This is a genomic window from Acinetobacter sp. V91_7 (assembly GCF_031799075.1).
In the GTDB taxonomy this organism is placed as follows: domain Bacteria; phylum Pseudomonadota; class Gammaproteobacteria; order Pseudomonadales; family Moraxellaceae; genus Acinetobacter; species Acinetobacter calcoaceticus.
Map to the genome: position 1 here is coordinate 49,749 of NZ_JAVQNT010000029.1, position 26,139 is coordinate 75,887.

General features: G+C 39.7%; 21 protein-coding genes and 1 pseudogene. 13 read left to right on the forward strand and 9 right to left on the reverse strand.

All coding sequences use genetic code 11. The features are described from left to right. Nucleotides 1–5: 5 nt before the first annotated feature. Both maiA and fahA read right to left on the reverse strand, forming a co-directional pair. Nucleotides 6–638 carry a maleylacetoacetate isomerase gene (maiA, locus tag RMB03_RS04740; protein WP_005044391.1) on the reverse strand — a complete coding sequence of 211 codons (633 nt, stop codon included), beginning with the start codon at nt 636–638 and terminating at the stop codon, nt 6–8. Then, complete coding sequence (gene fahA / locus RMB03_RS04745) at nt 625–1,932, reverse strand: fumarylacetoacetase (RefSeq protein WP_311074299.1); 1,308 nt, start codon at nt 1,930–1,932, stop codon at nt 625–627. Before fahA ends, maiA begins: the two co-directional genes overlap by 14 nt. A 357-nt stretch (nt 1,933–2,289) precedes the next feature. On the opposite strand from fahA, the gene RMB03_RS04750 reads away from it, so the two are divergent. The 3 genes from RMB03_RS04750 (at nt 2,290) to zigA (ending at nt 5,946) form a co-directional block, all read left to right on the forward strand. Further along, on the forward strand, nt 2,290–3,696 hold the full coding sequence (locus RMB03_RS04750; RefSeq protein WP_311074302.1) for an amino acid permease: 1,407 nt from the start codon (nt 2,290–2,292) through the stop codon (nt 3,694–3,696). 157 nt (nt 3,697–3,853) lie between these two features. Next, the gene (locus tag RMB03_RS04755; RefSeq protein ID WP_005037877.1) at nt 3,854–4,540 is read left to right on the forward strand and encodes a D-Ala-D-Ala carboxypeptidase family metallohydrolase; all 687 of its coding nucleotides are present in this window, start codon (nt 3,854–3,856) and stop codon (nt 4,538–4,540) included. Between the two features lie 176 nt (nt 4,541–4,716). Then, the gene (gene zigA / locus RMB03_RS04760; protein ID WP_311074305.1) at nt 4,717–5,946 is read left to right on the forward strand and encodes a zinc metallochaperone GTPase ZigA; all 1,230 of its coding nucleotides are present in this window, start codon (nt 4,717–4,719) and stop codon (nt 5,944–5,946) included. Nucleotides 5,947–5,979: 33 nt separating this feature from the next. Here zigA and RMB03_RS04765 read toward each other — a convergent pair whose 3' ends face one another. After that, a complete protein-coding gene (locus RMB03_RS04765) occupies nt 5,980–7,092 on the reverse strand; it encodes an acyltransferase (RefSeq protein WP_311074306.1) in 1,113 nt (370 codons plus the stop codon). 352 nt (nt 7,093–7,444) lie between these two features. Here RMB03_RS04765 and hutC point away from each other — a divergent pair, with 352 nt between their 5' ends. The 9 genes from hutC to murI all read left to right on the forward strand — a co-directional run bounded on the left by hutC (nt 7,445) and on the right by murI (nt 18,985). Beyond that, nucleotides 7,445–8,197 carry a histidine utilization repressor gene (gene hutC / locus RMB03_RS04770; protein WP_017391094.1) on the forward strand — a complete coding sequence of 251 codons (753 nt, stop codon included), beginning with the start codon at nt 7,445–7,447 and terminating at the stop codon, nt 8,195–8,197. Continuing rightward, nucleotides 8,194–8,769 carry a HutD family protein gene (locus RMB03_RS04775; RefSeq protein WP_311074308.1) on the forward strand — a complete coding sequence of 192 codons (576 nt, stop codon included), beginning with the start codon at nt 8,194–8,196 and terminating at the stop codon, nt 8,767–8,769. Before hutC ends, RMB03_RS04775 begins: the two co-directional genes overlap by 4 nt. Before the next feature lie 250 nt (nt 8,770–9,019). Beyond that, entirely contained in the window at nt 9,020–10,699 is a 1,680-nt protein-coding gene (gene hutU, locus RMB03_RS04780) for a urocanate hydratase (RefSeq protein WP_004640122.1), read from the forward strand. An 87-nt stretch (nt 10,700–10,786) separates the two neighbouring features. Beyond that, nucleotides 10,787–12,325, forward strand: coding sequence for a histidine ammonia-lyase (gene hutH / locus RMB03_RS04785; protein ID WP_003654215.1), 1,539 nt, complete (start codon nt 10,787–10,789; stop codon nt 12,323–12,325). A 64-nt stretch (nt 12,326–12,389) separates the two neighbouring features. Further along, on the forward strand, nt 12,390–13,802 hold the full coding sequence (locus tag RMB03_RS04790; protein WP_311074314.1) for an amino acid permease: 1,413 nt from the start codon (nt 12,390–12,392) through the stop codon (nt 13,800–13,802). Nucleotides 13,803–13,853: 51 nt separating this feature from the next. Further along, on the forward strand, nt 13,854–15,059 hold the full coding sequence (gene hutI / locus RMB03_RS04795) for an imidazolonepropionase (RefSeq protein ID WP_311074316.1): 1,206 nt from the start codon (nt 13,854–13,856) through the stop codon (nt 15,057–15,059). 10 nt (nt 15,060–15,069) lie between these two features. Continuing rightward, nucleotides 15,070–15,990 carry a formimidoylglutamase gene (gene hutG, locus RMB03_RS04800; protein WP_151744763.1) on the forward strand — a complete coding sequence of 307 codons (921 nt, stop codon included), beginning with the start codon at nt 15,070–15,072 and terminating at the stop codon, nt 15,988–15,990. 252 nt (nt 15,991–16,242) lie between these two features. Next, nucleotides 16,243–18,069, forward strand: a complete 1,827-nt coding sequence (locus tag RMB03_RS04805) for a DUF885 domain-containing protein (RefSeq protein ID WP_311074319.1) — start codon at nt 16,243–16,245, stop codon at nt 18,067–18,069. Between the two features lie 115 nt (nt 18,070–18,184). Then, nucleotides 18,185–18,985: a glutamate racemase gene (gene murI, locus RMB03_RS04810; protein WP_311074321.1), complete on the forward strand. Its 801-nt coding sequence runs from the start codon at nt 18,185–18,187 to the stop codon at nt 18,983–18,985. On the opposite strand, the gene RMB03_RS04815 is transcribed toward murI, so the two are convergent. Then, on the reverse strand, nt 18,972–19,595 hold the full coding sequence (locus tag RMB03_RS04815; RefSeq protein ID WP_311074323.1) for a LysE family translocator: 624 nt from the start codon (nt 19,593–19,595) through the stop codon (nt 18,972–18,974). The two genes, murI and RMB03_RS04815, sit on opposite strands and share 14 nt — an antisense overlap. A gap of 900 nt (nt 19,596–20,495) precedes the next feature. Between RMB03_RS04815 and RMB03_RS04820 the strand changes: the two are divergent. Next, a pseudogene (locus tag RMB03_RS04820) lies at nt 20,496–20,790 on the forward strand (hypothetical protein). Nucleotides 20,791–21,029: 239 nt separating this feature from the next. Here RMB03_RS04820 and glmS read toward each other — a convergent pair. Genes glmS through nusB form a run of 5 tightly spaced genes read right to left on the reverse strand, consistent with a single transcriptional unit; the run spans nt 21,030 to nt 26,137 of the window. Next, entirely contained in the window at nt 21,030–22,868 is a 1,839-nt protein-coding gene (gene glmS / locus RMB03_RS04825; RefSeq protein ID WP_311074326.1) for a glutamine--fructose-6-phosphate transaminase (isomerizing), read from the reverse strand. A gap of 12 nt (nt 22,869–22,880) precedes the next feature. Further along, on the reverse strand, nt 22,881–24,245 hold the full coding sequence (gene glmU / locus RMB03_RS04830) for a bifunctional UDP-N-acetylglucosamine diphosphorylase/glucosamine-1-phosphate N-acetyltransferase GlmU (protein ID WP_017388915.1): 1,365 nt from the start codon (nt 24,243–24,245) through the stop codon (nt 22,881–22,883). Between the two features lie 15 nt (nt 24,246–24,260). Continuing rightward, the gene (locus tag RMB03_RS04835) at nt 24,261–24,776 is read right to left on the reverse strand and encodes a phosphatidylglycerophosphatase A (RefSeq protein WP_005044357.1); all 516 of its coding nucleotides are present in this window, start codon (nt 24,774–24,776) and stop codon (nt 24,261–24,263) included. Then, the gene (thiL, locus tag RMB03_RS04840; protein ID WP_311074329.1) at nt 24,754–25,671 is read right to left on the reverse strand and encodes a thiamine-phosphate kinase; all 918 of its coding nucleotides are present in this window, start codon (nt 25,669–25,671) and stop codon (nt 24,754–24,756) included. Before thiL ends, RMB03_RS04835 begins: the two co-directional genes overlap by 23 nt. Nucleotides 25,672–25,687: 16 nt before the next feature. Then, entirely contained in the window at nt 25,688–26,137 is a 450-nt protein-coding gene (gene nusB, locus RMB03_RS04845) for a transcription antitermination factor NusB (RefSeq protein ID WP_005037915.1), read from the reverse strand. Between the last annotated feature and the right edge of the window lie 2 nt (nt 26,138–26,139).

Sequence of the window (26,139 nt, forward strand, 5' to 3'; positions counted from 1 at the left end):
TTTTACTATTCCCAATCTGGTTGTTGTTCTGGCGCCGCGTTATAAAAGGCTGGGATAGACAAACAATGGTGATAAATCGATTCAATTTTTGGAAACGCAGATAAATCAATCTTGAAGCGTTTCGCGTTGTAAACCTGTGGAATCAGACAGCAATCGGCAATTGTTGCTTCGTGTCCAAAGCAAAATTGGCCATTCGAATTTTGTAGTTGCTGTTCCAGATTTTGAAAACCTTCAAGAATCCAGTGCTGATACCAATAATTTTTTTGCTCATCTGAAACATTTAACTCATTTTTTAAATATTTCAGAATGCGCAGATTATTTAAGGGGTGCATATCACAGGCAATAGCTTGTGCAAAAGCACGGACTTTAGCTCTCTCTTGCACATCTCTTGGGAGTAATTTGGTTTCTGGATATTGTTCATCCAGATATTCCAAAATACTTAACGATTGAGACAAGGTTAAATCGCCGTCAATTAAAGTCGGGACCAGAGCACTAGGGTTTAACTTTAAATAGTCTTCGCTTTGCTGTTCGTTTTTTACTAGATGTACCGGAACAGTTTCATAAGCTAAACCTTTAATGTTTAGACCAATCCGTACTCTGTAGGCTGCAGAGCTACGAAAGTAACTATACAGCTTCATAGTCAGGCTCCGAAGTTTCGGCAAAATCGAACGTTAATGCAGGAAGAACTGTATTTTTCACTTCACCAAACCCGACACGAATTCCATTTTTCTCACAGTGGCCTTTCATGATGAGCGTATCGCCATCTTGTAAGAACCCACGAGTTTCACCATTGGCAAGTGTTAACGGCTTAGTTGTGTTCCATGTAAGCTCAAGCAAACTGCCATACGAATCTGGTGTAGAACCTGAAATGGTACCTGAACCCATTAGGTCACCAACCTGAACATTACAACCAGCAATGGTATGGTGAGTGAGCTGCTGAGACATAGACCAATACATATATTTGAAATTGGTTTTACAGATCACGTCAGTTTGTGTCGATTTCGGCGTTTGAATTTCAACACTCAAATTAATGTCGTAACTATTAGCGATATTTTCTTGTAAATAGCCCATTGGCTTAGGGTCTTGTTTCGGGCCGTCAACTTTAAATGGTTCAAGTGCTTCAAGCGTCACGACCCAAGGTGAAATCGAACTGGCAAAAGTTTTAGCGTTAAAAGGGCCGAGTGGAACATATTCCCATTGCTGGATATCGCGTGCTGACCAGTCATTGAGCAATACCATTCCAAAAATATGATCCCAAGCATCTTCAATAGCGATAGGCTGACCGAGCTGCGTTGGTTTACCCACAATAAACGCTGTTTCAAGTTCAAAATCGAGTTTACGCGTTGCAGAAAAAACTGGGCGCTCTTCATTTGGAAGTTTAATTTGTCCAGATGGACGTACGACGTGAGTGCCACTGACTACAACAGAGCTAGCACGGCCGTTATAACCGACAGGTAATTCAGTCCAGTTTGGAAGCAAGGCATTTTTTGGGTCGCGGAACATACAACCCACATTAGTCGCATGTTCTTTAGAAGAATAGAAATCGGTGTAACCAGGTACTTGAACAGGTAAATGCAAAGTCACGCTGTCTTGTTTAACCAATACTTCCTGACGTAATGCTTCATTTTGTTGAAGCGTTAAATTATCAGCCGAGAGAAGAGACTGTAGTGTCTTACGCACTTTTGACCAGTTTGCTTTGCCAGACTCAATAAATTTATTCAGGGTCGGTTGATTAAAGTAGGTGTCGTGGCTTGAAAGTTGTAAAAGACCATGCTTTTCAAGAGCAGCGAGATCAATGACCCAATCACCAATAGCTACACCGACTTGGCGTTCGCTTTCGGCAGTTCTGCTAAAAATACCATAAGGCAAATTATGAATAGTGAAATCAGATTGAGGTGAAACTTCAATAAAAGAATTTAGGTTTTGTTCCATTTTCGCGTCCTTGTCTTTATCTCGGGTCATATACAAATAAAAGTTCGGTCTAGGACTGAGCTACTCAATAAGTTTTTAACCTTTGCTGAGAGCATCTTTTGTCTTATGAGTTTGATATAGACCGAGCACAACCAATTGCTTCATGCCTCTATAATACTGAATTCATCAAATTACGCAATACATAATTTAATTACACATTTCATAATAATTGTCATTTCTTGTATTTTCTGTTTTCATTCGCGGTCATGAGAAAAGTCACGCAATTATTTTTTCATGAATCTCTATGAAAGTTTGATTAATTTATGATATACGTAATTTATTGGAAAAAAATTACGTGACAAGGATGAGAATAATCATATGTCAGCACAAGAGCAAGGAAACCTGAAACACGGTTTGAGTAATCGGCACATCCAACTTATTGCATTGGGTGGGGCGATTGGCACAGGGCTTTTTCTTGGTATATCACAATCGATTAAATTAGCAGGTCCATCGGTCATCCTTGGCTATGCAATTGCAGGATTTATTGCTTTTTTAATGATGCGTCAGCTTGGTGAGATGGTGGTTGAAGAGCCAGTAAGTGGGTCTTTTAGTCATTTTGCCTACAAATATTGGGGACCATTTGCTGGGTTCATGTCTGGATGGAATTACTGGGTACTGAATGTCCTCGTTTGTATGGCAGAACTAAGCGCAATTGGTCTTTATATTCAATATTGGTGGCCGCAAATTCCAACGTGGGCATCTGCTTTAACCTTCTTTGTCTTAATTAACGGCATTAATTTGCTGCATGTTAAGTTTTTTGGCGAAATGGAATTCTGGTTTTCTATTGTCAAAATCTTGGCAATTCTGGCAATTCTGGCAATTCTGGCAATGATTGGTTTTGGTTCATATTTACTAGCAACTGGTACAGCTGGTCCGCAAGCCAGTATCAGCAACCTTTGGGCACTCGGTGGCTTTTTCCCATTTGGTGTTGAAGGCTTAGTGATGGCAATGGCGGTCATTATTTTTGCTTTTGGTGGTATCGAACTTTTTGGTATTACTGCGGCTGAAGCACGTGATCCGGATAAAACCTTACCTAAAGCTGTGAATCAAATTATCTACCGTATTTTGATTTTCTATATTGCGACACTTTTGGTTTTATTCTCGCTATTCCCGTGGAACCAAATGGCTGAAGGCGGTAGCCCGTTTGTGATGGTCTTTGCTTCTTTAGATAGCCAAGGCATTGCAACGTTGCTGAACTTTGTGATTTTGACTGCTGCGGTTTCAGTTTATAACGGTACGAGTTATTGCAGTAGCCGTATGCTATTGGGTCTTGCACAACAAGGAAATGCACCAAAAGCATTTGCACATATTAATAAACGCGGTATTCCAACCAATGCAGTGATTCTTTCTGCTGCAGTGACTATTTTATGTGTGTTGTTAAATTACATTTTCCCTGAAAAAGCATTTGGTTTGCTCATGATGTTGGTTGTAGCAGCCATTGTGATTAACTGGGTTGTAATTTCATGGACTCATTTAAAATTCCGTAAATACACGCAAAGCCAAGGTCAAACTACAAAGTTCCCAAGCTTTATGTATCCATTTAGCAACTATCTTTGCATCGTGTTTATGTTGGGCATTTTAGTTGTAATGTCTTTAACACCAGACATGCGTATTGCAGTCATGATGATTCCTGGATGGATTCTATGTTTAATGGTGGCTTATCAATTTAAACGTCGTAAGTTGAAAGCAGAGCAACCTGTGCCTGCACTTGAAGCTGATTTGTAAGATTGATTCAACCATAAAAGGACGTATCTCATACGTCCTTTTTTATTTTTAAAATTTAGCAACAGAAAGTAAAAGATTTTATTATTGTTATAATATAACATTTCTTGAATTTAATGATGAGCATCTTTCCCTTTTTTGGTGAAGATAGAGCATATTTATGAAGCGTTATTTAGGTTTACTTTTATTATCTCTCACTGCATGTAGTACCCAAACACCCAAGCCAACGATTCCTTTGCAACCGCAGTCCAAGTTGCCTCAACCTTCAAAGATAGTCGGCAAAATAAAGCCACAACCTGAGGATTATATTGCATGGTTAGCAACAGGGGAGCATCGACAATCTGTACAGGCTTACAAGCAATTCCTGCAAAAAAATGGTCTTGCTACTTTAATTCCAGACCATGAATTATTGCGTTCAGCCCGAGATTGGCAAAAATGTGGAGTTGAACCCTATGCAGTGCCTCCACGCGAGATTTGGTCCAATATCGTTCCGACACTCAGCATCTTAAAAGCATTGGTTAACGATGGGGTAATAAACGATTTTGAAGTGACATCGGTTTATCGAGCTTTATCTTTAAACCGCTGTGCTGGCGGAGCAGATGCTTCTCGACATGTCTTTAATGCAGCGCTGGATTTTCGAATTGGGCCAGAACAGCCGAGTGACTTAGACCAGTTCAATATTCAACAAAGCAAAACCAAAATTTGTCAGTTCTGGGCAACCAAAGGACAAGCACTCAAAATGGGATTGGGGGTGTATGCTTCGGGACAAATTCATATTGATAGCCAAGGTTTTAGAGCGTGGGGGCCTGATCACCACTATAAAACGTCAATGTGTCAGGGCTTTTAAAAGCAAATTTTTCAAAGACTAAGTGAATTGGTTTAAATAAAATTGGAATAAAAACTTGATCAATGGTTATGTTATAACATAACATTAATGTGGGTTAAAGTAGAAACGCCTGCCATCTGACCATATTTAATGGTTAGTCATGATTAGTTTTAAATATTATTCAAAGAGAACAAGCCATGCGAACTGCAATCGCCAACTCATTTGCCAAACTTCCTGTCACTGTTTTATCTGGCTTTTTGGGGGCAGGAAAGACCACGTTACTTAACCATATTTTAAATAATCGTGAAGGCCGCCGTATTGCCGTGATTGTGAATGATATGTCTGAGGTGAATATTGATGCGGCATTAGTACGCGAAGGTGGGGCGGAGCTTTCAAGAACAGATGAAAAGCTGGTTGAAATGAGTAATGGCTGTATTTGTTGTACGTTACGAGAAGATTTACTGGTTGAAGTTAGACGTTTAGCCGATGAAGGGCGCTTTGACCAATTAGTGATTGAGTCAACAGGCATTTCAGAACCGTTGCCAGTCGCAGAAACCTTTACTTTTGAAGACGAAAATGGAAATTCTTTAAATGAGTTTGCTCGACTCGACACCATGGTTACGGTAGTCGATGCTTTTAACTTCCTTAAAGATTACAGCTCTCTGGACTCACTACAGCAACGCGGAGAGTCGCTAGGCGAACAAGATGAACGAACTGTGGTGGATCTTCTTATCGATCAGATTGAGTTTTGTGATGTGATTGTGCTGAATAAAATTGATTTGATTGACCAAGCTCAGCAAGACCAGCTTATCGCGATTTTAAAAACTCTAAACCCACGTGCTCGAATTGAAATTGCTCAATTTGGAAAGATTGGTTTAGATAAAATTTTAAATACACAGTTATTCGATTTTGATGAAGCAGCACAAGCGCCAGGATGGTTAAAAGAATTGCGTGGCGAACATACGCCAGAGACCGAAGAATATGGAATCAGTAGCTTTGTTTACCGTGCGCGTCGACCTTTTCATCCAGAGCGTTTTTATGATTTGGTACAGGCTGAATGGCCGGGTGTCGTCCGTTCCAAAGGCTTTTTCTGGTTGGCTGCCGAACCGACATTGGCTTATTCATGGTCGCAAGCGGGCGCAATGGCAAGGCACGGCTTAGCAGGTTATTGGTGGGCTGCTGTTGCAGAAGAAGACTGGCCAAGTGATTTAGACAGCATCGAACAAATTAAAAAGGTTTGGGATGCAAAAACAGGTGATGCAAGGCAAGAGCTGGTTCTCATTGGTATGCAAATGGATGAGCAGGCTTTAATAGAAAAATTAGACCATTGTTTATTAAGTGATGAAGAAATGGCTTTAGGTCCACAAGTTTGGCAGAGCTGGTCTAATCCTTTTAAGCAAGATGATGAAACCATGTTGATTGCCTAATTAAATAAGCCCCTATTTTAAAGGGGCTTATTTTTATGATTTGTCTTTAATGAAAATCTTTCGAATGTAGCTGTTAAGTGGGGTGGAATAATATTTTTCAATTGCTGCACTGATGATGAAGGTCACAATGAGATAGCCAATTAAAAGCATAATTTTGATGCTAGAGTCGGTTTGAGCTGGAATAAAAGCAACCTTCATGAGACCCAGTACAACCAGATGAAACAAATAGGTTTCATAACTTCTTTGCCCCAACCAGACCATGATTTTTGTAAATAGACTATGCGCTTGCGTTCCCGTAGGATGCTGAAAACACAAAATGAGTATGCCTGTGGCAAAAGCAAATAGGCTAATACCCCATGTACTGACTTCTTTAATGGGAGCATATAAATAAAGGGCTGTCATACTCAAAATAATGAACCAAGAAAGAGGTTTTTTATAGGCCCAATCTGGCTGATATTTATGAGAAAAAATCGCAGTTAAACAACCAATGGCTATGCCGTCAAAACTCGAAAAATAATGATATAAATAGGCACCGCTTTCTTCTCCAAAATGTAGAGATCTAAAATAAGGTCCGTATAAAATTACTCCAATAAGCACGGCAATAAATACCTTATTACTACGCGTGAGCAGGCACAATAATGGAAACACAAAGTAGAAAACTTCTTCTACAGAGAGTGACCACAACACGCCCAAAGCGTAGTTTACCCAACCAAATTTGATAATCAGGATATTCATCCAGAAGGTTAAAGCTGCAAATATGGTTAAGGGATATGAGACCTCAATGCCATTCGGTGCTTGGTTTACAAAGGGTTTTAAGTCAAATGACCCAAGTAAACTTACGCCTAAAATGAGTAAAACCAGACACGGTAAAATGCGGGCTGCTCGTCGGATATAAAAATGTTTGAGGTTAATTGCGGAGAATTGTTTGTCTCTTTTTAAAGTGTGATGGGTAATTAAAAAACCCGAAATCACAAAAAACATGGTCACGCCATAATTTCCGTTTCTTGCGACTAAGGTACTAAATGCTTCACCTAAAAAATTAAAACCTAACCATGTATCTTTAAGTTTATAGGGAATATTAAAATGATGTAAAAGAACCAAAAGGATAGAGATTCCTCGAAGAATATCTATTTTATAATTACGCATTCGATGTGCTTCCAGTTTTATTAATATACTGTGTGGCAGAAGAATACTATCGATCAGTTATTTTAAATAAAATTTTTAAGCATCATTTCGTAACTCCGAAAAGGCCACACTTTGAAGCCCTTGGATGGAGCAAAGGCATAGCACAAATAATTATTAAATAAATATTGATAAAACCTTTATATATTTGAATTTATCTACATAAAACTTTAAATTAGCTCTTGTTGAGCTATGTTTATTTTTTAAACTTTTTAAAATCTATTTAATTCATAAATTAACATATTGTATGTGGTTGTATATACATAGCATGTCAACTAAAATATGATTTTGCCTGCTGCCTTTTTGAGTATTTGTTATGCCCAGAACATCAAAACAAGAACATGCTGAGCTTTCGATTGAAGCTGATAGTCCAGTTCCTTTATATCAACGCGTAAAACAGCTGATTTCACAAAAGATTTATGAAGGATCTTGGGCTGTAAATAAAAAAATTCCTTCTGAAAGCGAGTTGGTCAATCAGCTTGGTTGTAGTCGAATGACAGTAAATCGTGCGCTACGTGAGTTAACGACTGAGGGTTTATTGGTACGTATACAGGGGGTTGGTTCTTTCGTTGCTGAAGGGCAAGGCCGAACTGCGCTTTTTCAAATTAATAATATTGCCGAAGAGATTGTCGCCCGTAACCATAAGCACCATGCTGAAGTTTTAATTTTAGAACAAATTTATGCAAATGCAGAGCAAAGTGTATTAATGCAGACTCGTGAAGGGCAAAAGCTATTTCATTCAATTATTGTGCATTATGAAAATGATGTGCCAGTTCAGGTCGAAGATCGTTTGGTTGATGCAGCACTCATTCCGGATTATTTAGAACAAGACTTTAAAACCATTACTCCAAATGCATACTTAATGGCGAAAGCACCTGTGACAGAAGGCGAGCACATTGTTGAAGCCGTTTTAGCATCTCCGCAAGAGTGTAAGTGGTTAAAAATCACTAAAACTGAACCATGTTTACTCATTCGCCGTCGTACATGGTCCAATAAGCAACTCATTTCTAGTGCCCGTCTGACTTATCCCGGCAGTCGTTATTATCTCGAAGGCAAATTTACGCAATGATTGAAGTACTCAAGGCAGACCAATATACAAAAATGCTTTGGAAAAATGGTGCGGGTTACACTTTGGAAATTGCGCGAAGCCAAGGTGAAATCGAGTTTGATTGGCGAATTTCGATGGCAGATGTGACAACTTCTGGACCATTTTCCTTGTTCCCAAATAAGCAGCGAATTATTACTGTACTTGATGGGCAAGGCATCGTATTACATGTCGATGATCTGCCTGCTAGGTCGTTAAAGCTGGGCGATATTTTTGCTTTTCATGGTGAAAGTCAGGTGCATAGTGAACTGATTGACGGTGCAATCCGAGACTTAAATTTAATTTATGATCCTGCAAAATTTCATGCCCGTTTTCAGAGAGTAGGCGGTACAGAAGCACAGACCTTTTTAAGTTCAGCAGACCTGATTTTCATTTTTAATAGTGGTTCTGCCGCTGAAGTAGCGATTGAGGATAAAACCTTTGTACTCACTGCTAATGAGACTCTAAAAATTGAGAAAACCACTGCGATTACATCAGTTTATTTCCCTCAGAATTGGGCAAAAAATTGTTATGTTATTGAGTTAATTCAACGTTAAAACTAAATAAGTTATTTTTTAAAAGCACATATCTAGTGAAAGGATATGTGCTTTTTTTATGCGGATTATAAAAATAAATTATTTTAATTCATGTGCTTATTAATTTTTTTCAAAAAAATAGGAGCAAGCCTCTTCACGCCGTAAAATATTTGTGTAGTATATGGATGTATATACAAGTTAATACATTACTATACAAATGCAGAAACAAGTGATGTTCTGCTGATGTAAGCTCAAAGGAAGGAGTCCGCCTGTGACAACAACAACGACAACAAAATTTCGTGATGTAGAAATTCGTGCGCCACGCGGCACTGAATTGACAGCTAAAAGTTGGTTAACTGAAGCGCCATTACGTATGTTGATGAATAACCTTGATCCGGACGTTGCAGAAAACCCGAAAGAGTTGGTTGTATACGGTGGTATTGGCCGTGCAGCACGAAACTGGGAATGTTTCGACAAAATTGTAGATACTTTAAAAAATCTTGAAACTGATGAAACTCTATTAGTTCAATCAGGCAAACCAGTCGGTGTATTTAAAACTCATAAAGATGCACCACGCGTTTTAATTGCAAACTCAAACCTTGTGCCGCACTGGGCAAACTGGGAACACTTTAACGAGTTAGATGCAAAAGCTTTAGCAATGTACGGTCAAATGACAGCAGGTTCATGGATCTATATTGGTAGCCAAGGTATTGTGCAAGGTACTTACGAAACTTTCGTTGAAGCAGGCCGCCAGCATTACAACGGTGATTTAAATGGTCGTTGGGTATTAACTGCCGGTTTAGGCGGTATGGGTGGCGCTCAGCCTTTAGCTGCAACACTTGCAGGTGCGTGTTCTTTAAACATCGAATGCCAGCAAGCAAGTATCGATTTCCGTTTACGTACTCGTTATGTAGACGAACAAGCAACTGATTTAGATGATGCTTTAGCGCGTATTGACCGTTACACGAAAGAAGGCAAGGTTATTTCAATTGCACTTCATGGTAACGCTGCTGAAATTTTACCTGAGCTTGTTCGCCGTGGTGTGCGTCCAGACATGGTGACAGACCAAACAAGTGCACATGATCCACTCAATGGTTACTTACCAGTAGGTTGGACTTGGGATGAATACCGTGAACGTGCAAAAACAGAACCAGAAGCTGTTGTAAAAGCTGCAAAACAGTCGATGGCGAAGCATGTACAAGCGATGCTCGATTTCCAAAAAATGGGTGTTCCAACATTTGACTATGGAAATAACATCCGTCAAATGGCGAAAGAAGAAGGCGTAGAAAACGCTTTTGATTTCCCTGGCTTCGTACCTGCATATATTCGTCCATTGTTCTGCCGTGGTATTGGTCCATTCCGTTGGGCAGCGCTTTCTGGTGACCCAGAAGATATTTATAAAACAGATGCCAAAGTTAAAGAGTTAATTCCGGATGATGAACATTTACATCACTGGTTAGACATGGCACGTGAACGTATTAGCTTCCAAGGCTTACCAGCGCGTATTTGCTGGGTTGGTCTAGGCTTACGTGCAAAACTTGGTTTAGCTTTTAACGAAATGGTTCGTAGTGGTGAATTATCAGCACCAGTTGTGATTGGGCGTGACCACTTAGACTCAGGTTCGGTTGCGAGTCCAAACCGTGAAACTGAAGCAATGCAAGATGGCTCAGACGCAGTATCAGACTGGCCTTTATTAAATGCATTGTTAAATACAGCAGGCGGGGCAACTTGGGTGTCTCTACACCATGGTGGTGGTGTAGGTATGGGCTTCTCTCAACACTCAGGCGTTGTGATTGTGTGTGATGGTACAGATGACGCTGCTGCACGTATTGCTCGTGTACTGACCAATGACCCTGCAACAGGTGTTATGCGTCATGCCGATGCAGGTTATGAAATTGCGATTAACTGTGCGAAAGAGCAAGGCTTAAACTTGCCAATGATCACTCAATAAAAACACATGGAAAAACTAGCGGTGCTTTTTGCAATTGTGAAAAGCACCGTCTCAGCAGAATATAGTGCCAAAAATTAGGAAGCCAACATGGAATTATTGATCCAACCGGGAAAATTAACCTTAGCTGATTTACGTCAAGCTTACCTCAACCCGATTAAAGTTAAATTAGATGACAGTGCTTCAGCTGCAATTAACGCAAGCGTGGCTTGTGTAGAACAGATTGTAAATGAAGGGCGTACAGCTTATGGCATTAACACAGGTTTTGGTTTACTTGCTTCAACCAAGATTGCTCCTGAAGATTTAGAACAATTACAGCGTTCATTAGTTCTTTCGCATGCAGCAGGTGTAGGTGAGCCACTTGATGATGCAATGGTTCGTTTAATTATTCTATTGAAAGCAAATAGCTTGGCACGTGGTTTCTCAGGTATTCGCCGTAAAGTCATTGATGCATTGTTGGCTTTAATTAATGCAGAAGTTTATCCGCACATTCCTCTTAAAGGCTCAGTAGGTGCTTCGGGTGACTTGGCACCACTTGCACATATGTCATTGATTTTGTTGGGTGAGAGTAAAGCACGCTATAAAGGTGAATGGATACCAGCAGTTGAAGCTTTAAAAATTGCAGGCTTAGAGCCAATTTCTTTAGCAGCTAAAGAAGGCTTGGCACTTCTAAACGGTACACAAGTTTCGACCGCTTATGCTTTACGTGGTTTGTTTGAAGCTGAAGATTTATTTGCTGCTGCAACTGTATGCGGTGGTTTAAGTGTCGAAGCAATGCTTGGTTCACGTTCACCGTTCGATGCACGTATTCATGAAGTACGCGGTCAACGTGGTCAAATTGATGTGGCTGCGGCTTATCGTGACCTCTTAACAGAATCAAGTGAAATTGCACATTCACACGAAGACTGTAGCAAAGTTCAAGATCCGTATTCTTTACGTTGCCAACCACAGGTCATGGGTGCATGTCTAACTCAAATCCGTCAGGCTGCTGAAGTTTTAGCAATTGAAGCAAACGCAGTGTCTGATAACCCTCTTGTTTTTGCAGCAGAAGGTGATGTGATTTCAGGCGGTAACTTCCATGCAGAACCTGTAGCAATGGCGGCAGATAATCTGGCATTGGCAATTGCAGAAATTGGTTCACTTTCAGAACGTCGTATTTCAATGATGATGGACCGCCACATGTCACAGCTTCCACCGTTCTTGGTCGCAAATGGTGGCGTTAACTCAGGTTTTATGATTGCTCAAGTTACAGCAGCAGCTCTTGCGAGTGATAACAAAGCGCTTGCACATCCTGCAAGTGTTGATAGTTTACCGACTTCAGCGAATCAGGAAGACCATGTTTCGATGGCCCCGAATGCGGGTAAACGACTTTGGCCAATGGCCGATAACGTTCGCGGCATTCTAGCTGTTGAATGGTTAGGCGCTTGTCAGGGTTTAGATTTCCGTGAAGGCCTAAAAAGCTCGCCTAAACTTGAACAAGCCCGTAAAATCTTGCGCGCTCAAGTGCCGTACTACAGCGAAGACCGTTTCTTTGCTCCTGATATTGAACAGGCAAGTGAATTACTTTCGAGTGGTTGTCTAAACGAGTTAATTATTCCAAACCTACTCCCTAGTCTATCTGAAGTGTGATTAATAAAACGGTCACATGGAGTGGCCGAATCTAACTAAATATCCTCAAGGATTGGAGATTATAATGTCACAAGACTCCACACTACAGCGGGGGTTGAACACCCGTCACATTCGTTTCTTGGCATTGGGCTCAGCAATTGGAACTGGGCTTTTCTATGGTTCGGCAACTGCCATTAAAATGGCTGGGCCTTCAGTATTACTAGCGTATATCGTTGCAGGGATTGCAATTTATATTGTTATGCGCGCACTGGGTGAAATGGCTGTCCATAACCCTGTATCTGGTTCATTTAGCCACTATGCATCACAGTACATTAGTCCACTGGCAGGTTTTACCACAGGTTGGACATATGTATTTGAAATGGTGATTGTTGCACTTGCCGATGTCACTGCTTTTGGTATTTATATGGGATTCTGGTATCCCGATGTACCGAGGTGGATCTGGATTTTATCGTTAATTATGTTTTTAGGCGCTATTAACTTAATTCACGTTAAAGTTTTTGGCGAGCTCGAATTCTGGTTATCCATTATCAAAGTTACTGCCATTGTTGCCATGATTCTAGGTGGTTTAGGGCTTATGTTCTATGGCTTCCAGGCTGATCATAGCAATTTCGTACCGGGCATTTCAAACCTATGGATTTATGACGGTTTTATGCCGCATGGTATTGCAGGTTTGGTGGCATGTTTATCTGTAGTTGTATTTGCCTTTGGTGGTATTGAGATTATTGGCATTACAGCGGGTGAGTCTCAAGATCCGAAAACGACTTTGCCAAAAGCAATTAATGCTGTTCCGGTTCGTATTTTACTTTTTTATGTGCTCACGATTTTTGTTCTGATGTCGATTTTCCCATGGAACCAGATTGGTAGCCAAGGTAGTCCATTTGTCCAGATTTTTGAAAATTTAGGCATTAAATCAGCAGCAAATATTTTAAATATTGTCGTGATTACAGCCGCTGTTTCAGCAATTAACAGTGATGTATTCGGCGCAGGCCGTATGCTTTATGGCATGGCAAACCGTGGTCAAGCACCTCGAATTTTCCAAAAATTGTCACGTAATGGTGTGCCATGGATGACTGTTGTGGTGATGGCTGGTGTGCTATTGACGGGTGTGGTACTGAACTACCTTATTCCTGAAAATGTATTCATGATCATTGCGTCAATTGCGACTTTTGCAACCGTCTGGGTTTGGCTCATGATTTTGCTTTCGCAAGTGGCAATGCGCCGTAAATTATCTACTGCTGAAATTAAGGCGCTTGATTTCCCTGTATGGGGCTGGCCATATGCACCTGCATTCGCGATTGGTTTTATGGTGTTCATTTTAGTCATGATGGGTTATTTCCCTGATTCACGTCCTGCAATTTATGTAGGTATAACATGGCTTGTACTCTTAACTATTGCTTATCGCATATGGGTAAAACCAGAGCAAAATCTGGGAAAGGAAAATAATCCTATCCAGCAAAATGTTGAGATAGAAAGCTAACAAATGAACTGCCCAATGGTTTAACTATTGGGCAGTTTTGAGGAAAGGCTCATGAAAAAACTTTGGCAAAATTGCCACATTGCGACCATGCAAAATGGGCAATACTCTTACATTGAAGATGCTGCAATTGTCACAGAAGGGCATCTCATTCAGTGGATTGGAAAACAACAACAACTTCCTACCGATACATATTCCGAAACAGTTGACTTAAAAGGCGCTTGGGTAACCCCAGGGTTTATTGACTGTCATACGCATAGTGTATTTGGTGGCAACCGTAGTGTTGAGTTTGAAAAACGCTTGCAAGGTGTAAGTTATGCTGAAATTGCAGCAAGCGGTGGTGGCATTGCCAGTACAGTGCGTGCAACGCGTGAAGCAAGCGAAGAACAATTACTCAATTCGGCACTTAAGCGCATTCGCTGTATGCAACAAGACGGTGTAACCACCATCGAGATTAAGTCTGGTTACGGACTTAATTACGAAAATGAGCGCAAAATGCTGCGTGTGATCCGTCAAATTGGTGAAGCTTTACCGATGACGGTAAAAAGTACCTGTTTGGCTGCTCATGCTTTACCACCTGAATACAAAGATCAAAGCGATGCTTATATCGAGCATATCTGTACAGAAATGCTGCCTAAACTGCATGCTGAAGGTTTAGTCGATGCGGTTGATGCGTTCTGTGAACATCTGGCATTTTCACCAGCTCAAGTTGAACGTGTTTTTAAAACGGCACAATCTTTAAATTTACCCGTTAAGCTTCATGCGGAACAGCTTTCATCACTAGGTGGTTCAAGCTTGGCAGCACGTTATCATGCTTTGTCAGCCGACCATTTAGAGTACATGACCGAAGATGATGTCAAAGCAATGGCAGAGTCGGATACGGTTGCTGTGTTATTGCCGGGCGCCTTTTATTTATTGCGTGAAACACAATATCCACCAGTTGAAAGCCTCATTAAACATGGTGTGCGTATTGCACTGTCGAGTGATTTAAACCCGGGTACATCTCCAGCACTTTCTTTACGTTTAATGCTGAATATGGGAAGCACGCTATTCCGTCTTACACCTGAGCAAGCATTAGCGGGTGTCACCATTCATGCTGCACAAGCACTCGGTTTAGAGCAAACGCACGGTAGTTTAGAGCAGGGTAAAGTCGCTGACTTTGTGGCTTGGGATATTGAGCATCCATCTGAAATTGTTTACTGGCTTGGTGGAGATTTACCTAAGCGAGTCGTTCAGCATGGACAAGAAGTTATTTTTTAAACGGTGTCACATGAATCACACATTTAAATGGCAAGGCCGCCATGATGGCGAAGGTGAAGCACACCAACGTATTCATCATATTATGAATAAAACCCAACATGCCGAATTTGCGCTGATTGGTTTTAGCTCTGATGAAGGCGTGAAACGTAATAAAGGTCGCGTCGGTGCTGCTGATGCGCCAGACGCAATCCGTAATCAGCTTGCCAATTTACCTATCCATCGTCCAGTCAGTATTGTTGATTTGGGTACAGTGACCTGCGAATATGACAATTTAGAGCAAGCACAAACTGAGTTGGCTGAGCAAGTCGCAAATAGCCTACAAAATGGTTTAAAACCGATTGTACTAGGTGGTGGACATGAGGTTGCATTTGGCAGCTTTAGCGGTTTATTCCAATATGTACAAGCACATGCGCCAGATAAAAAAATAGGCATTATTAATTTCGATGCCCATTTTGATTTGCGTGAAGCAGAGCATGCAACCTCTGGTACACCTTTCTTACAGGCAGCTCGACTTTCAGAACAACATCAAAAACAATTTAATTATTTATGTATTGGGGTCGCCAACCATGCCAATACTAAAGTTTTGTTTGATACAGCCGATGCGTTGAATTGCTCATATTTACGTGATCATGAGGTTAATATTTTTAACCTGAACAACGTACTTGCGGCGGTTGATGCTTTTATTGAAAAAGTAGACTGTTTGTACGTTACGATTGATTTAGATGTCTTCGCGGCTGCGGTTGCGCCGGGGGTGAGTGCACCAGCTGTAAAAGGAATTGATTTAGCCACCTTTGAAGCAATTTTTAAGCATATTCAAGAGACTGGAAAAATCAAACTTCTAGATATTGCCGAGTGCAATCCAAAATTTGATTTAGACAATAGAACAGCAAAACTGGCTGCATACATTGTTTATCAATATTTGTTTTCTTGAGGAACAATTTTTAATGTAGAAATTCAAAAGTGCACTGAGATCGCTCATGTGCACTTTTTTAAGTTTCCGATACATTAAAGTCAAATACGGAATATAGATAGCAACTATAAATAATTTAATTAGAAAGAAAATTAATTTATAAAATCATTTAGTTAAAAAAATACTCGATTTTTACACCATTTTATATGCTGCTTGGCACGTAATTTGTTTTGTCTTTATTTTAACCTTTGTTAAATATTTCTGGATAATTAAATGAAAAACAGAACCTTACATTTTGCTTGTATCAGTGTTTTATTTTGGATGTCTCATTCTTCTGATGCTGCAACCCCCGAAACTAATACAAATACCATCGAAAAATTACAATCTAAACAAAACAGTAATGTCTCTGTTCGGGTGAAAGCTTTAAACCAGCTTTTACAAGAACAGTGGGAATACACTTTAAAAAATAATCCTGAAACTGCAACCGTTTTAGGAGATTTACGCTACAACAATCAATGGACTGAGCTTTCAAAAAATCAGATCGAGAAAGATAAAAAAAGTACTCAAAATTTTTTAAAACGTTTTGAAGCAATTGATAGCACAGGGTTTTCAGCAACTGATCAATTAAATAAAGATCTAATGATTTATCAGTTGAAAGAGACACTTAAAAGTTATGATTTGAAATTGTATGAGATGCCTTTCAATCAAATGTGGGGACTGCATTTGCAATTTCCGGGGTTTATTAGTTCGATTCCCTTTGATAATACTAAGCAATATCAAGACTATATTGCTCGTTTAAAACAAATCCCTCCTATTCTTGATCAAGGTATTCAGTTAGCGAAACAAGGACAAAAAGATGGCTTGATGCCACCCAAATATTTAATTGAAAAGGTGGCAAAGCAGATTAATAGCATTGCAGCTCCCGTAGGGAAGGACAGTGTTTTTGCTTCTCCATTAAAGCAATTTCCAAAAAATATTTCGAAAGCAGAACAAGAGCGTTTAAGCCGTGAAATACTACAGGCCATAGATCAGCATGTTCGGCCTGCTTATCAAAAACTAGGGACGTTTATTCAGAAAGATTACTTACCGTATGGACGACAACACGAGGGTATATGGAGCTTGCCAAAAGGTGACGAGCTTTATCGCTATTATGTAGAAAATAATACGACAACCTCTGAAAGCCCTGAAACTATTCATCAGCTTGGGTTAAAAGAAGTTGCTCGTATAGAAGCGGAAATGCTGAAAATTGCCAAAGCACAAGGTTTCAATGACTTAAAAAGTTTCCAACAATCCTTAAAAACAAATCCCGCTGTTTTCCCAAAATCTCGTGAAGAAATTTTAGAGATTTATCGGGGGTATATTGCCCAAATGCAACCAGAGTTGCCGAAGCTCTTTGGTTTGTTACCAAAAAATAAAGTCGAAGTTTTGCCTGTAGAGCAATATCGAGAAAAAGAAGCGGCAGGTGCGGAGTATCACCAAGGAACACCTGATGGTTCACGCCCCGGACAAGTGTATGTGAATACAGGGGATTTCTCTGAACGTTCCAAAATATCAATGGAAGCGACTGCCTACCATGAGGCAATTCCTGGGCATCATATGCAGATTGATATTGCCCAAAACCTGCCAAATTTACCGATGTTCCGAAAGCAACCCAACCATACTGCTTATATTGAAGGATGGGCGCTTTATGCAGAGCAGTTGGGTAAAGATGTGGGTTTCTATAACGACCCGCTTTCAGACTATGGAAGACTATCGAGTGAGTTGTTCCGTGCTTGTCGTCTAGTGGTTGACACAGGGGTACATTATAAAAAGTGGACCCGTCAGCAAATGATTGATTTTATGCGAGAACATTCTGCGTTAGATGAACCAGATATTCATGCAGAGACAGATCGCTATATTGCTATTCCTGCCCAAGCATTAGCTTACAAGATGGGACAACTAAAAATTTTAGAGCTACGGGAGCTAGCCAAACATGAGCTCGGAGATCGTTTTGATATAAAAGCGTTCCATGACATGATTTTAAATGCAGGAACACTGCCTTTAAATATATTGGATGCCCGTATTAAAAATTGGATTAAGGAACAAAAAGCGGCAGCTTAAAGCAAAAATCGAAATTTAGGTCAGGTCCTCGTTGGGCCTGATTTAAAAACAGATAGAAAACATAATATAATAATGAAAAATATAGTCTCTTTTAGAATTTAAAATTGGAAAAATAATGAACCAGAAGAATAACCCGATTGGAATGATTGATTCTGGTTTAGGCGGACTGTCTCTATTTAAGCACATTCGGCAGGCACTTCCGAATGAAGATATTATCTATTTCGCTGACTCGAAATATGTCCCGTATGGGGATAAAGAGAGCGACTGGATTGTTTCAAGAACCACGCATCTAATCTCAAATCTAGTTGCACAGGGTAAATGTAAGGCAATCGTGATTGCTTGTAACACCATGACGGCTGTAGCCATTGAAACAATCAGAGCGCAAATTAACGTGCCTCTTATTGCGATCGAACCAGCGGTAAAACCAGCTGTAGCAATCACACAAAGCAAGCATATTGCTGTTTTGGCAACTGCAACTACGGTAAAGGGCAAAAACTTAAAAAGTTTAATTGAAGCGTATGCGCAAGATATTAAAGTCTCTTTAGTGCCTTGTATTGGCTTAGCCGAAAAAATTGAAACGGGTAAAGCGCATACAGCGGAAGTTAAGGATTATTTAGAAAATATTTTGGCGCCGTTGGTCGAACAAAAAGTCGATACGATTATTTTAGGGTGCACCCACTATCCGTTTGTCTCAGATACGATTCAGGAAATTGTAGGCCATGATATCCAAATTATTGAGCCTTCCGAAGCTGTAACAGCGCAATTAATTCGGCAGCTCAATCAATATAAGTTAAGTTCTGAAAGTCCAAATGAGGGGAATCATATTATTTGGACCAGTTCAGACCCGTTGGAAGTTGCGGACGTTACTTTTTCATTGTTAGGTAAACATTTACCCGTAGAAACTACTGGTTTTTAAAGCCAAGAAAAAGGCCTAGTCCCATAAAAATGAGTCCACCCATAACTGACATAGATTTTTGGGGCTTCTTTGATTTAGTTAATTTTTGACTGATGTAATTGGCTAAAAACACACAAACAACATCAGCAGAAACAAAGATTAGATTCACAATCAACCCTAAAATGATGAATTGAGACCAAACTGGAAAATCTAATGAAGTATTAATAAATTGAGGTAAAAATGCGATATAAAAAATAGCGGTTTTAGGGTTTAAAACTTCGACCAGAATGCTCTGCTTCAAAGATAACTGACCATTTTCAACATTTTGCTGAACAGTAGGGGACGAGGTAGATCTAATTAATTTAATGCCTAACCAAACTAAATACAAAGCACCTAAAATCTTAATAATATCATAGAGTTTTGGAGTAATTTGAAAGATGGTCGTTAAGCCTAAAGAGGCTGCAATGATATGAAAACAACCTCCTAAGAAAATTCCAAATGCTGCCATCAAACCAGATTTTCTGCCGCGAGAAAGCGTCTGTGCAGCCGTATAAAGCATTGCCGGACCCGGAATATAAGCAAAAATAATTGTAGTAATTAAAAATGTAATGAAAAGCTCTAAAGAAATCATGTTTTACCTATCTTATTGTTACTATTTTTGAGTGAATTTTAAACAATTTAAAGTATATGAAATTTATAAGTATTTCAATTTTATAATCAGATTTATGGCTATAAAAACTCAAAATAACTTGATCTAACTTTTAGAGTCACTGTCAAAAAATCTCAATCACAAAACTCTAAGCTCAGAGCACCTAGATTAAGATATTTTTTATACTTAACTTTTCTCATCTTAGACGTATTTATATAAACTGTTAAATTAAAATTAACGATAAATCTATTTTATTAACTAAATATATATAACTCAGTTTTATATTTTAAATTTAATTAAAAACCATAGGTATAATAAAGAGGATAATATTATTTAAATATTAATAAAATTATTATATTTAAACTTTTTTATTAAAATAAATTGACGTTCTTTATTATACCGATTAATATTTCGTTGCTGGCCTACATTGCCAGACGGTTTTGACAGACCGTACTTAGCAAATGGGTTATACTTCCTTAGTATTTCCCATGTGGAACCTTTGTGCCCCCTTTTTCTCTATGGTAGGGCGGAAGGGGGACGCGTTCGCGCGTGCTGGTCGCTAAGTCTAGTCTGTCAACCTCTTTCCGTTCTACCACCATAAATTAATTCGCGGTGATCTGGTGGTAGGACTCCATTTTTAAGGAGTTGGCTATGCCACTATTCAAACTCATTTTCTTTCTTATTTAATTATTTTATTTATTTAAAATTTGGGTTTTTGCGACCTGATTTTTTTAAATTAATAAATTATTTCTATTTTAAAATTTTAATTATTTTAATTTCCTATATTTGTGGGAGGGTTAATTATTATTTAAAAAATATTTTAATATTTGGATGAATCATATTTTTATTTTATTTAAAGATATAAATAATCATGAGAATAATATGAAACTTCATAAATTTATATTAGTTTTAAATCTTGTGGTCGGTGCTTACAGTATTACAAATGATGATGCCAATGCTCAGCAGGAATTTAAAAGAATTTGCTTGTCAGGTGAACACATGCAAGCCAGTTGCAATTGTATTTGCCAACAGCTTACACAGGTGTATTCATCTCAAACCGTACAACGTTTAAAACACACCAGTTTGCAAAGTCCTGATCTCCCACAGGACTTTGCCCCTAACTTGTTCAGCAGCATTCGACGCTGCGACAAAACTGAAATGGGCTAAGTTCGCTTAGCTCCTTTATCTCTGTGTCGCAATGATCTCTCAAACTTTAAATCAGCGCAAAAGTAAAAAGTCAGTTGTGACACAGGGTCCTAGGGGACTTCTCTATTATTAAACTCGATTTTCTTTCACGGGAAAGGGGCTGTGTAGCCGTATGAACGCAATAAAAAAGCCCGATATGCACTTACACATATCGGGCTTAATCAATCAGTTATTAAAGCAGGTGATGCCTTAATAATGATCTTTTTTGAATTACTCTACAGTTACTGATTTCGCCAAGTTACGTGGCTGGTCAACGTCTGTACCACGTAATACAGCAACGTGATAAGACAATAGCTGAACTGGTACGCTATAAACAATTGGAGCTAGCCATTCGTTTACTGCTGGAATATGCACAACGTGTTGACGGTCTTTTCCACTGATTCCGCTATTTTCGTCAGCGAAAACAAATAATTCACCACCACGTGCCTGAACTTCTTCCATATTTGATTTGAGCTTATCAAGCATTTCATCATGCGGAGCAAGAATCACGATCGGCATTTCATTATCAACAAGTGCTAATGGACCGTGTTTTAACTCACCAGCTGCATAGCCTTCTGCATGAATATATGAAATTTCTTTTAGCTTTAATGCGCCTTCTAATGCGATTGGATAATTCGTACCACGGCCTAAGAATAAGCAGTGATTTTTTTCAACGAATAATTCAGACAAACGCAAAATTTCTGGATCATGTTTAAGCGTATCAAGAATAACTTTCGGGCTGTGCCATAGCTCACGTGTAATTTCTTCAAGAATAGCAGGGCTAATACGTTGTTTAACTTGTCCAATTTTAAGGATCAACAACATAAGAGCAGCGAGCTGAGTCGTGAACGCTTTAGTTGATGCAACACCAATTTCAGGACCAGCAAGCGTCAATAAGTGGTGATCAGTTTCACGAACCATTGAAGACGTCGCAACGTTACAGATGGTTAAAGTCTGAATATCGATATTGTTTGCTTTAGCACGTTTTTGAGTTTCGCGTAGCGCCGCTAATGTATCGGCTGTTTCACCTGACTGTGAAATACAAATATAAAGTGTATTTTCAACAATTACAGGGGTGCGATAGCGGAATTCACTTGCAATTTCAACTTGGCAAGGCACACCAATCAGTTGCTCAAACCAATATTTCGCAATCATTCCTGAATGGTAACTTGTACCACAAGCAATGATTTGTACGCTTTGAATTTTGTTGAAATCTGCTTCAGCATTTTTCAAGAAATCATCACGTAAGTTATTGCCATCAAGTGCTTGAGAAATCGTTTGCTTGATTGCTTCTGGTTGCTCATAAATTTCTTTGAGCATGTAGTGCTTGTATTCACCTTTTGATGCACTGCTTACGGTTGCATCAAGCTCTCGCACTGGACGCTCAACGCGCTCGCCATTTGCAAATACTTCAATTGAAGTACGTGTAAGACGTGCAATATCGCCTTCTTCTAGGTATATAAAGCGATTAGTCACAGGTAAAAGTGCAAGTTGGTCTGAACTAATAAAGTTTTCACCAATACCTACACCAATGACTAAAGGTGAACCTTCACGTACAGTAATCAGTTCATCTGGATAATCGCTGTGGATAATACCTAAAGCGTAAGCACCCTTAAGCTGTGGTACAACAGTTTCAACAGCGTCTAAAAGGCTATCTGTGCTTTTTAGGGCTTCAGCAACTAAGTGTGCAACAACTTCAGTATCTGTTTGAGAAGTAAAAACATAACCTAACGCTTGAAGGTCATCTTTTAGTTCTTGATAGTTTTCAATGATACCGTTATGTACAACAGCAACCTTACCAGACATATGCGGGTGAGCATTATTTTCAGTTGGTTTACCGTGTGTTGCCCAACGAGTATGCGCAATGCCGATAGCCCCTGTAAGTTGGTGTTCAGCAACTGCATCTGCAAGATTGATGACTTTACCTACACGGCGCTCACGTAAAATTTGTTGATTATTTAGTAAAGCAACACCCGCAGAATCATAACCACGGTATTCAAGACGTTTTAAACCTTCAATTAAAATCTCAGTTACACAACGCTCTGCAACGCCTCCGACGATACCACACATACTTCAATCCTCTTATTTTTTAACCTTTTGGGGACGTTGATAATTTGCTTTTGAAATTTGTTGCGCACGTTCAAAGGAGAGACTTTGTTCGGCTACATCTTTCGTAATCACAGAACCCGCACCAACTGTTGCGCCATTCCCAATGGTCACCGGAGCAACCAGCGAGCTATTAGAACCGATAAAAACGGCATCGCCAATAGTGGTTTTGTGTTTATTTGCACCGTCATAATTGCAAGTAATTGTACCTGCCCCAATATTTGATTCAGCACCGATTTCTGCATCACCTAAGTATGTGAAATGGTTAGCTTTACTACCTAGTCCAATCGATGTGTTTTTAACTTCAACAAAGTTGCCGATATGCACTTCATTTGCCAATTTAGCCCCTGGGCGTAAGCGTGCAAATGGTCCAATTTGAGCATTTTCGCCTACAACTGCGCCATCAAAAACGCTATAGGCTTGAACTTTAGTGCCTGCTGCAATTTTGGTGTTCTTTAAAATACAGCCAGCGCCGATTTCTACAAAATCACCAAGCTCACATTCACCTTCAATAATAACATTGATGTCAATACGAACGTCTTGTCCAACTTTTACAGAGCCACGTAAATCAAAGCGTGCAGGATCAAAGAACATTACACCTTGCTGCATTAGCTTTTTGACTTGCTCTTGCTGAAACTGGCGTTCTAAAGCTGCAAGTTGTAAGCGGTCATTTACACCTTCAACTTCAAAAGCAAGCTCTGGTTCAACAGAGGCAACTTCTAAACCATCTGCAATTGCCATTGCAACGATGTCGGTTAAGTAATATTCGCCCTGTGCATTTTCATTTGAAAGTTTAGGCAACCATTCATGGAGTTTTGCATTGCTAACACAGTAAATGCCTGTATTAAATTCTTTAATTTGGCGTTGTGCTTCATTTGCATCTTTATGTTCAACAATGGCTTGGATTTTTCCATCTTGGCGCACAATACGGCCATAACCTGTTGCATCATCCACAGTGAGCGTAACTAAGCCAATTCCTGTCTGAGTCGATGCATCTAATAATTTTTGCAACGTATTTGCATTAATACATGGTACATCGCCTGATAAAATCAGTGAAACACCCTCTTTAGGGAGTACGGGTAAAGTCATTTGTACGGCATGACCTGTACCAAGTTGTTCAGCTTGTTCAACCCACTGAATATTTTCTTGGGCAAATGTTTGTTGTACGCGGTCACCACCATGACCATAAATCGTAATAATATTTTTAGCTTGTAATTGTTTTGCCGTTTGAATGACATGCCCTAATAGTGGGCGACCCGCTAAAGGTTGTAATACTTTAGGAAGCTGAGAACGCATACGCGTTCCTTTGCCAGCAGCAAGAATAATGACGGTAGTTGACATGTATAACTCTAATGATTAAGTCAAATGGATAATAATTAGTGTACAAAGAGCAGCCCATACACCGGCAATAATATCGTCAAGCATAATACCAAAACCACCATGCACTTGACGATCAATAACACGGATAGGCCAAGGTTTCCAAACATCGAAAATTCGAAATAATATGAAGCCGACGATCACCCACATCCAGTTCATTTGTTGTAAATAAATGAGAGGAAGAAAGGTAATAGATTGCCCTGCAAATTCATCCCACACAATTCGACCATCATCGTGTACGTTTATAACTTTTGCTGTTTGACCACAAATATAAATCCCGACCAAGGACATGATAATCATCGCGATTAAGCTTAAGTTAAATCCAAGCGATAACCAGATCGGAACGAAGAGTAGGGCAAAGGCAGAGCCAAAAGTACCAGGGGCTTTAGGTGCGAGACCAGATCCGAAACCAACTCCACAGAAAACGATGCAGCGGTTGAACCAAGACATGTCTTTAAAATGAATCGGCGGCTTATGCAAAGTGTTGGTATCCATGAATTTGCAATGGGTAATCTGAACCCAAGTGCTCAAAAGTTAGTTGTGTTTGCTCAACGATCTGTCCGATCATTGTAATCTTAATGTCTAGTTGTTTTTGCAAAAGTTTTTCATAATTTTGCGGTGTTATTGTAAAACATAATTCGTAGTCATCACCACCAGCTAGCGCATATTGCCAGCGCTGCTGTTCTGGTAGTTTTTCTAGCGTTGAATCAATCGGTAACTTTTCTAAAAGTAATCGAGCACCGACCTTTGAAGCTTTTAAAATATGGCCTAAATCTTGGGCTAATCCATCAGAAATATCAATCATGCTAGAAGCAAGACCCTTCAACTGTTGTCCTAGCTGACAACGTGGTGTTGGGTAGTCTAGTCGTTGTTGTAAGGGATGACCTAGGTGTTGTAAACCATAAGCTGCATCTCCAACTTGACCACTCAGACAAACATAGTCACCGACTTTTGCGCCTGAACGTAACACAGCTTGTCCAGCTTCAATCCAGCCCATGGCCGTGACGGTAATGGTGAGATGTGGACCTTGGGTTGTATCTCCACCAATGAGAGCAACACCAAATTGATTACAGCAGTCATAGATTCCCTGACTGAATCCTTCAAGCCATTCATGGTCAATGGTAGGTAAGCTTAACGCAAGTAAAATACTATGAGGTTTAGCACCCATGGCAGCAATATCTGAAAGATTGACAGCCACACTTTTCCAGCCAATTGCATGGGGAGAGGTATCAAGAGGGAAGTGACGACCAGCAACTAGCGTATCTGCACAGATCACCAATTGTTGATTTTGGGGAGGGGTGATTAAGGCTGAGTCATCTCCAATACCTAAGGTGACATCTGTGTAAGATTGTCTGTTAAAGTATTGGTCAATAATAGAAAACTCAGCCATATCAACTTCAAACCTATTAGTTTGCTTGTTGTTTTTCAGCACTACGTAGTGTTGAACTTAAACGATCTAAAACGCCATTAATGTATTTATGGCTATCTGCTCCACCAAAGTGTTTGGCGAGTTCAATGGCTTCATCAAGAACTACACGATAAGGTACTTCTAAATGATCACGCAACTCGTAAGCACCTAAACGTAAGGTTGCGAGCTCTACACCATCAAGTGCACTAAGTTCACGGTCAAGTACCGGAATTAACAATGCATCAAGATCTTCGCGCTGTGCAATCACTTGCGTTAGTAGTTCGTGATAGTAATTTAAGTCTACCTTGTGCATCGCATTTTCAGCACGAGTACGTGCTTCAATTTCATGTACAGGGTTGTGACTCATTTGCCACTCATAAATACCTTGTACAGCAAAACGACGTGCTTTGCGTTTTGCTGCATAAGCGGCTTGCAGTGTTTGAGACATGC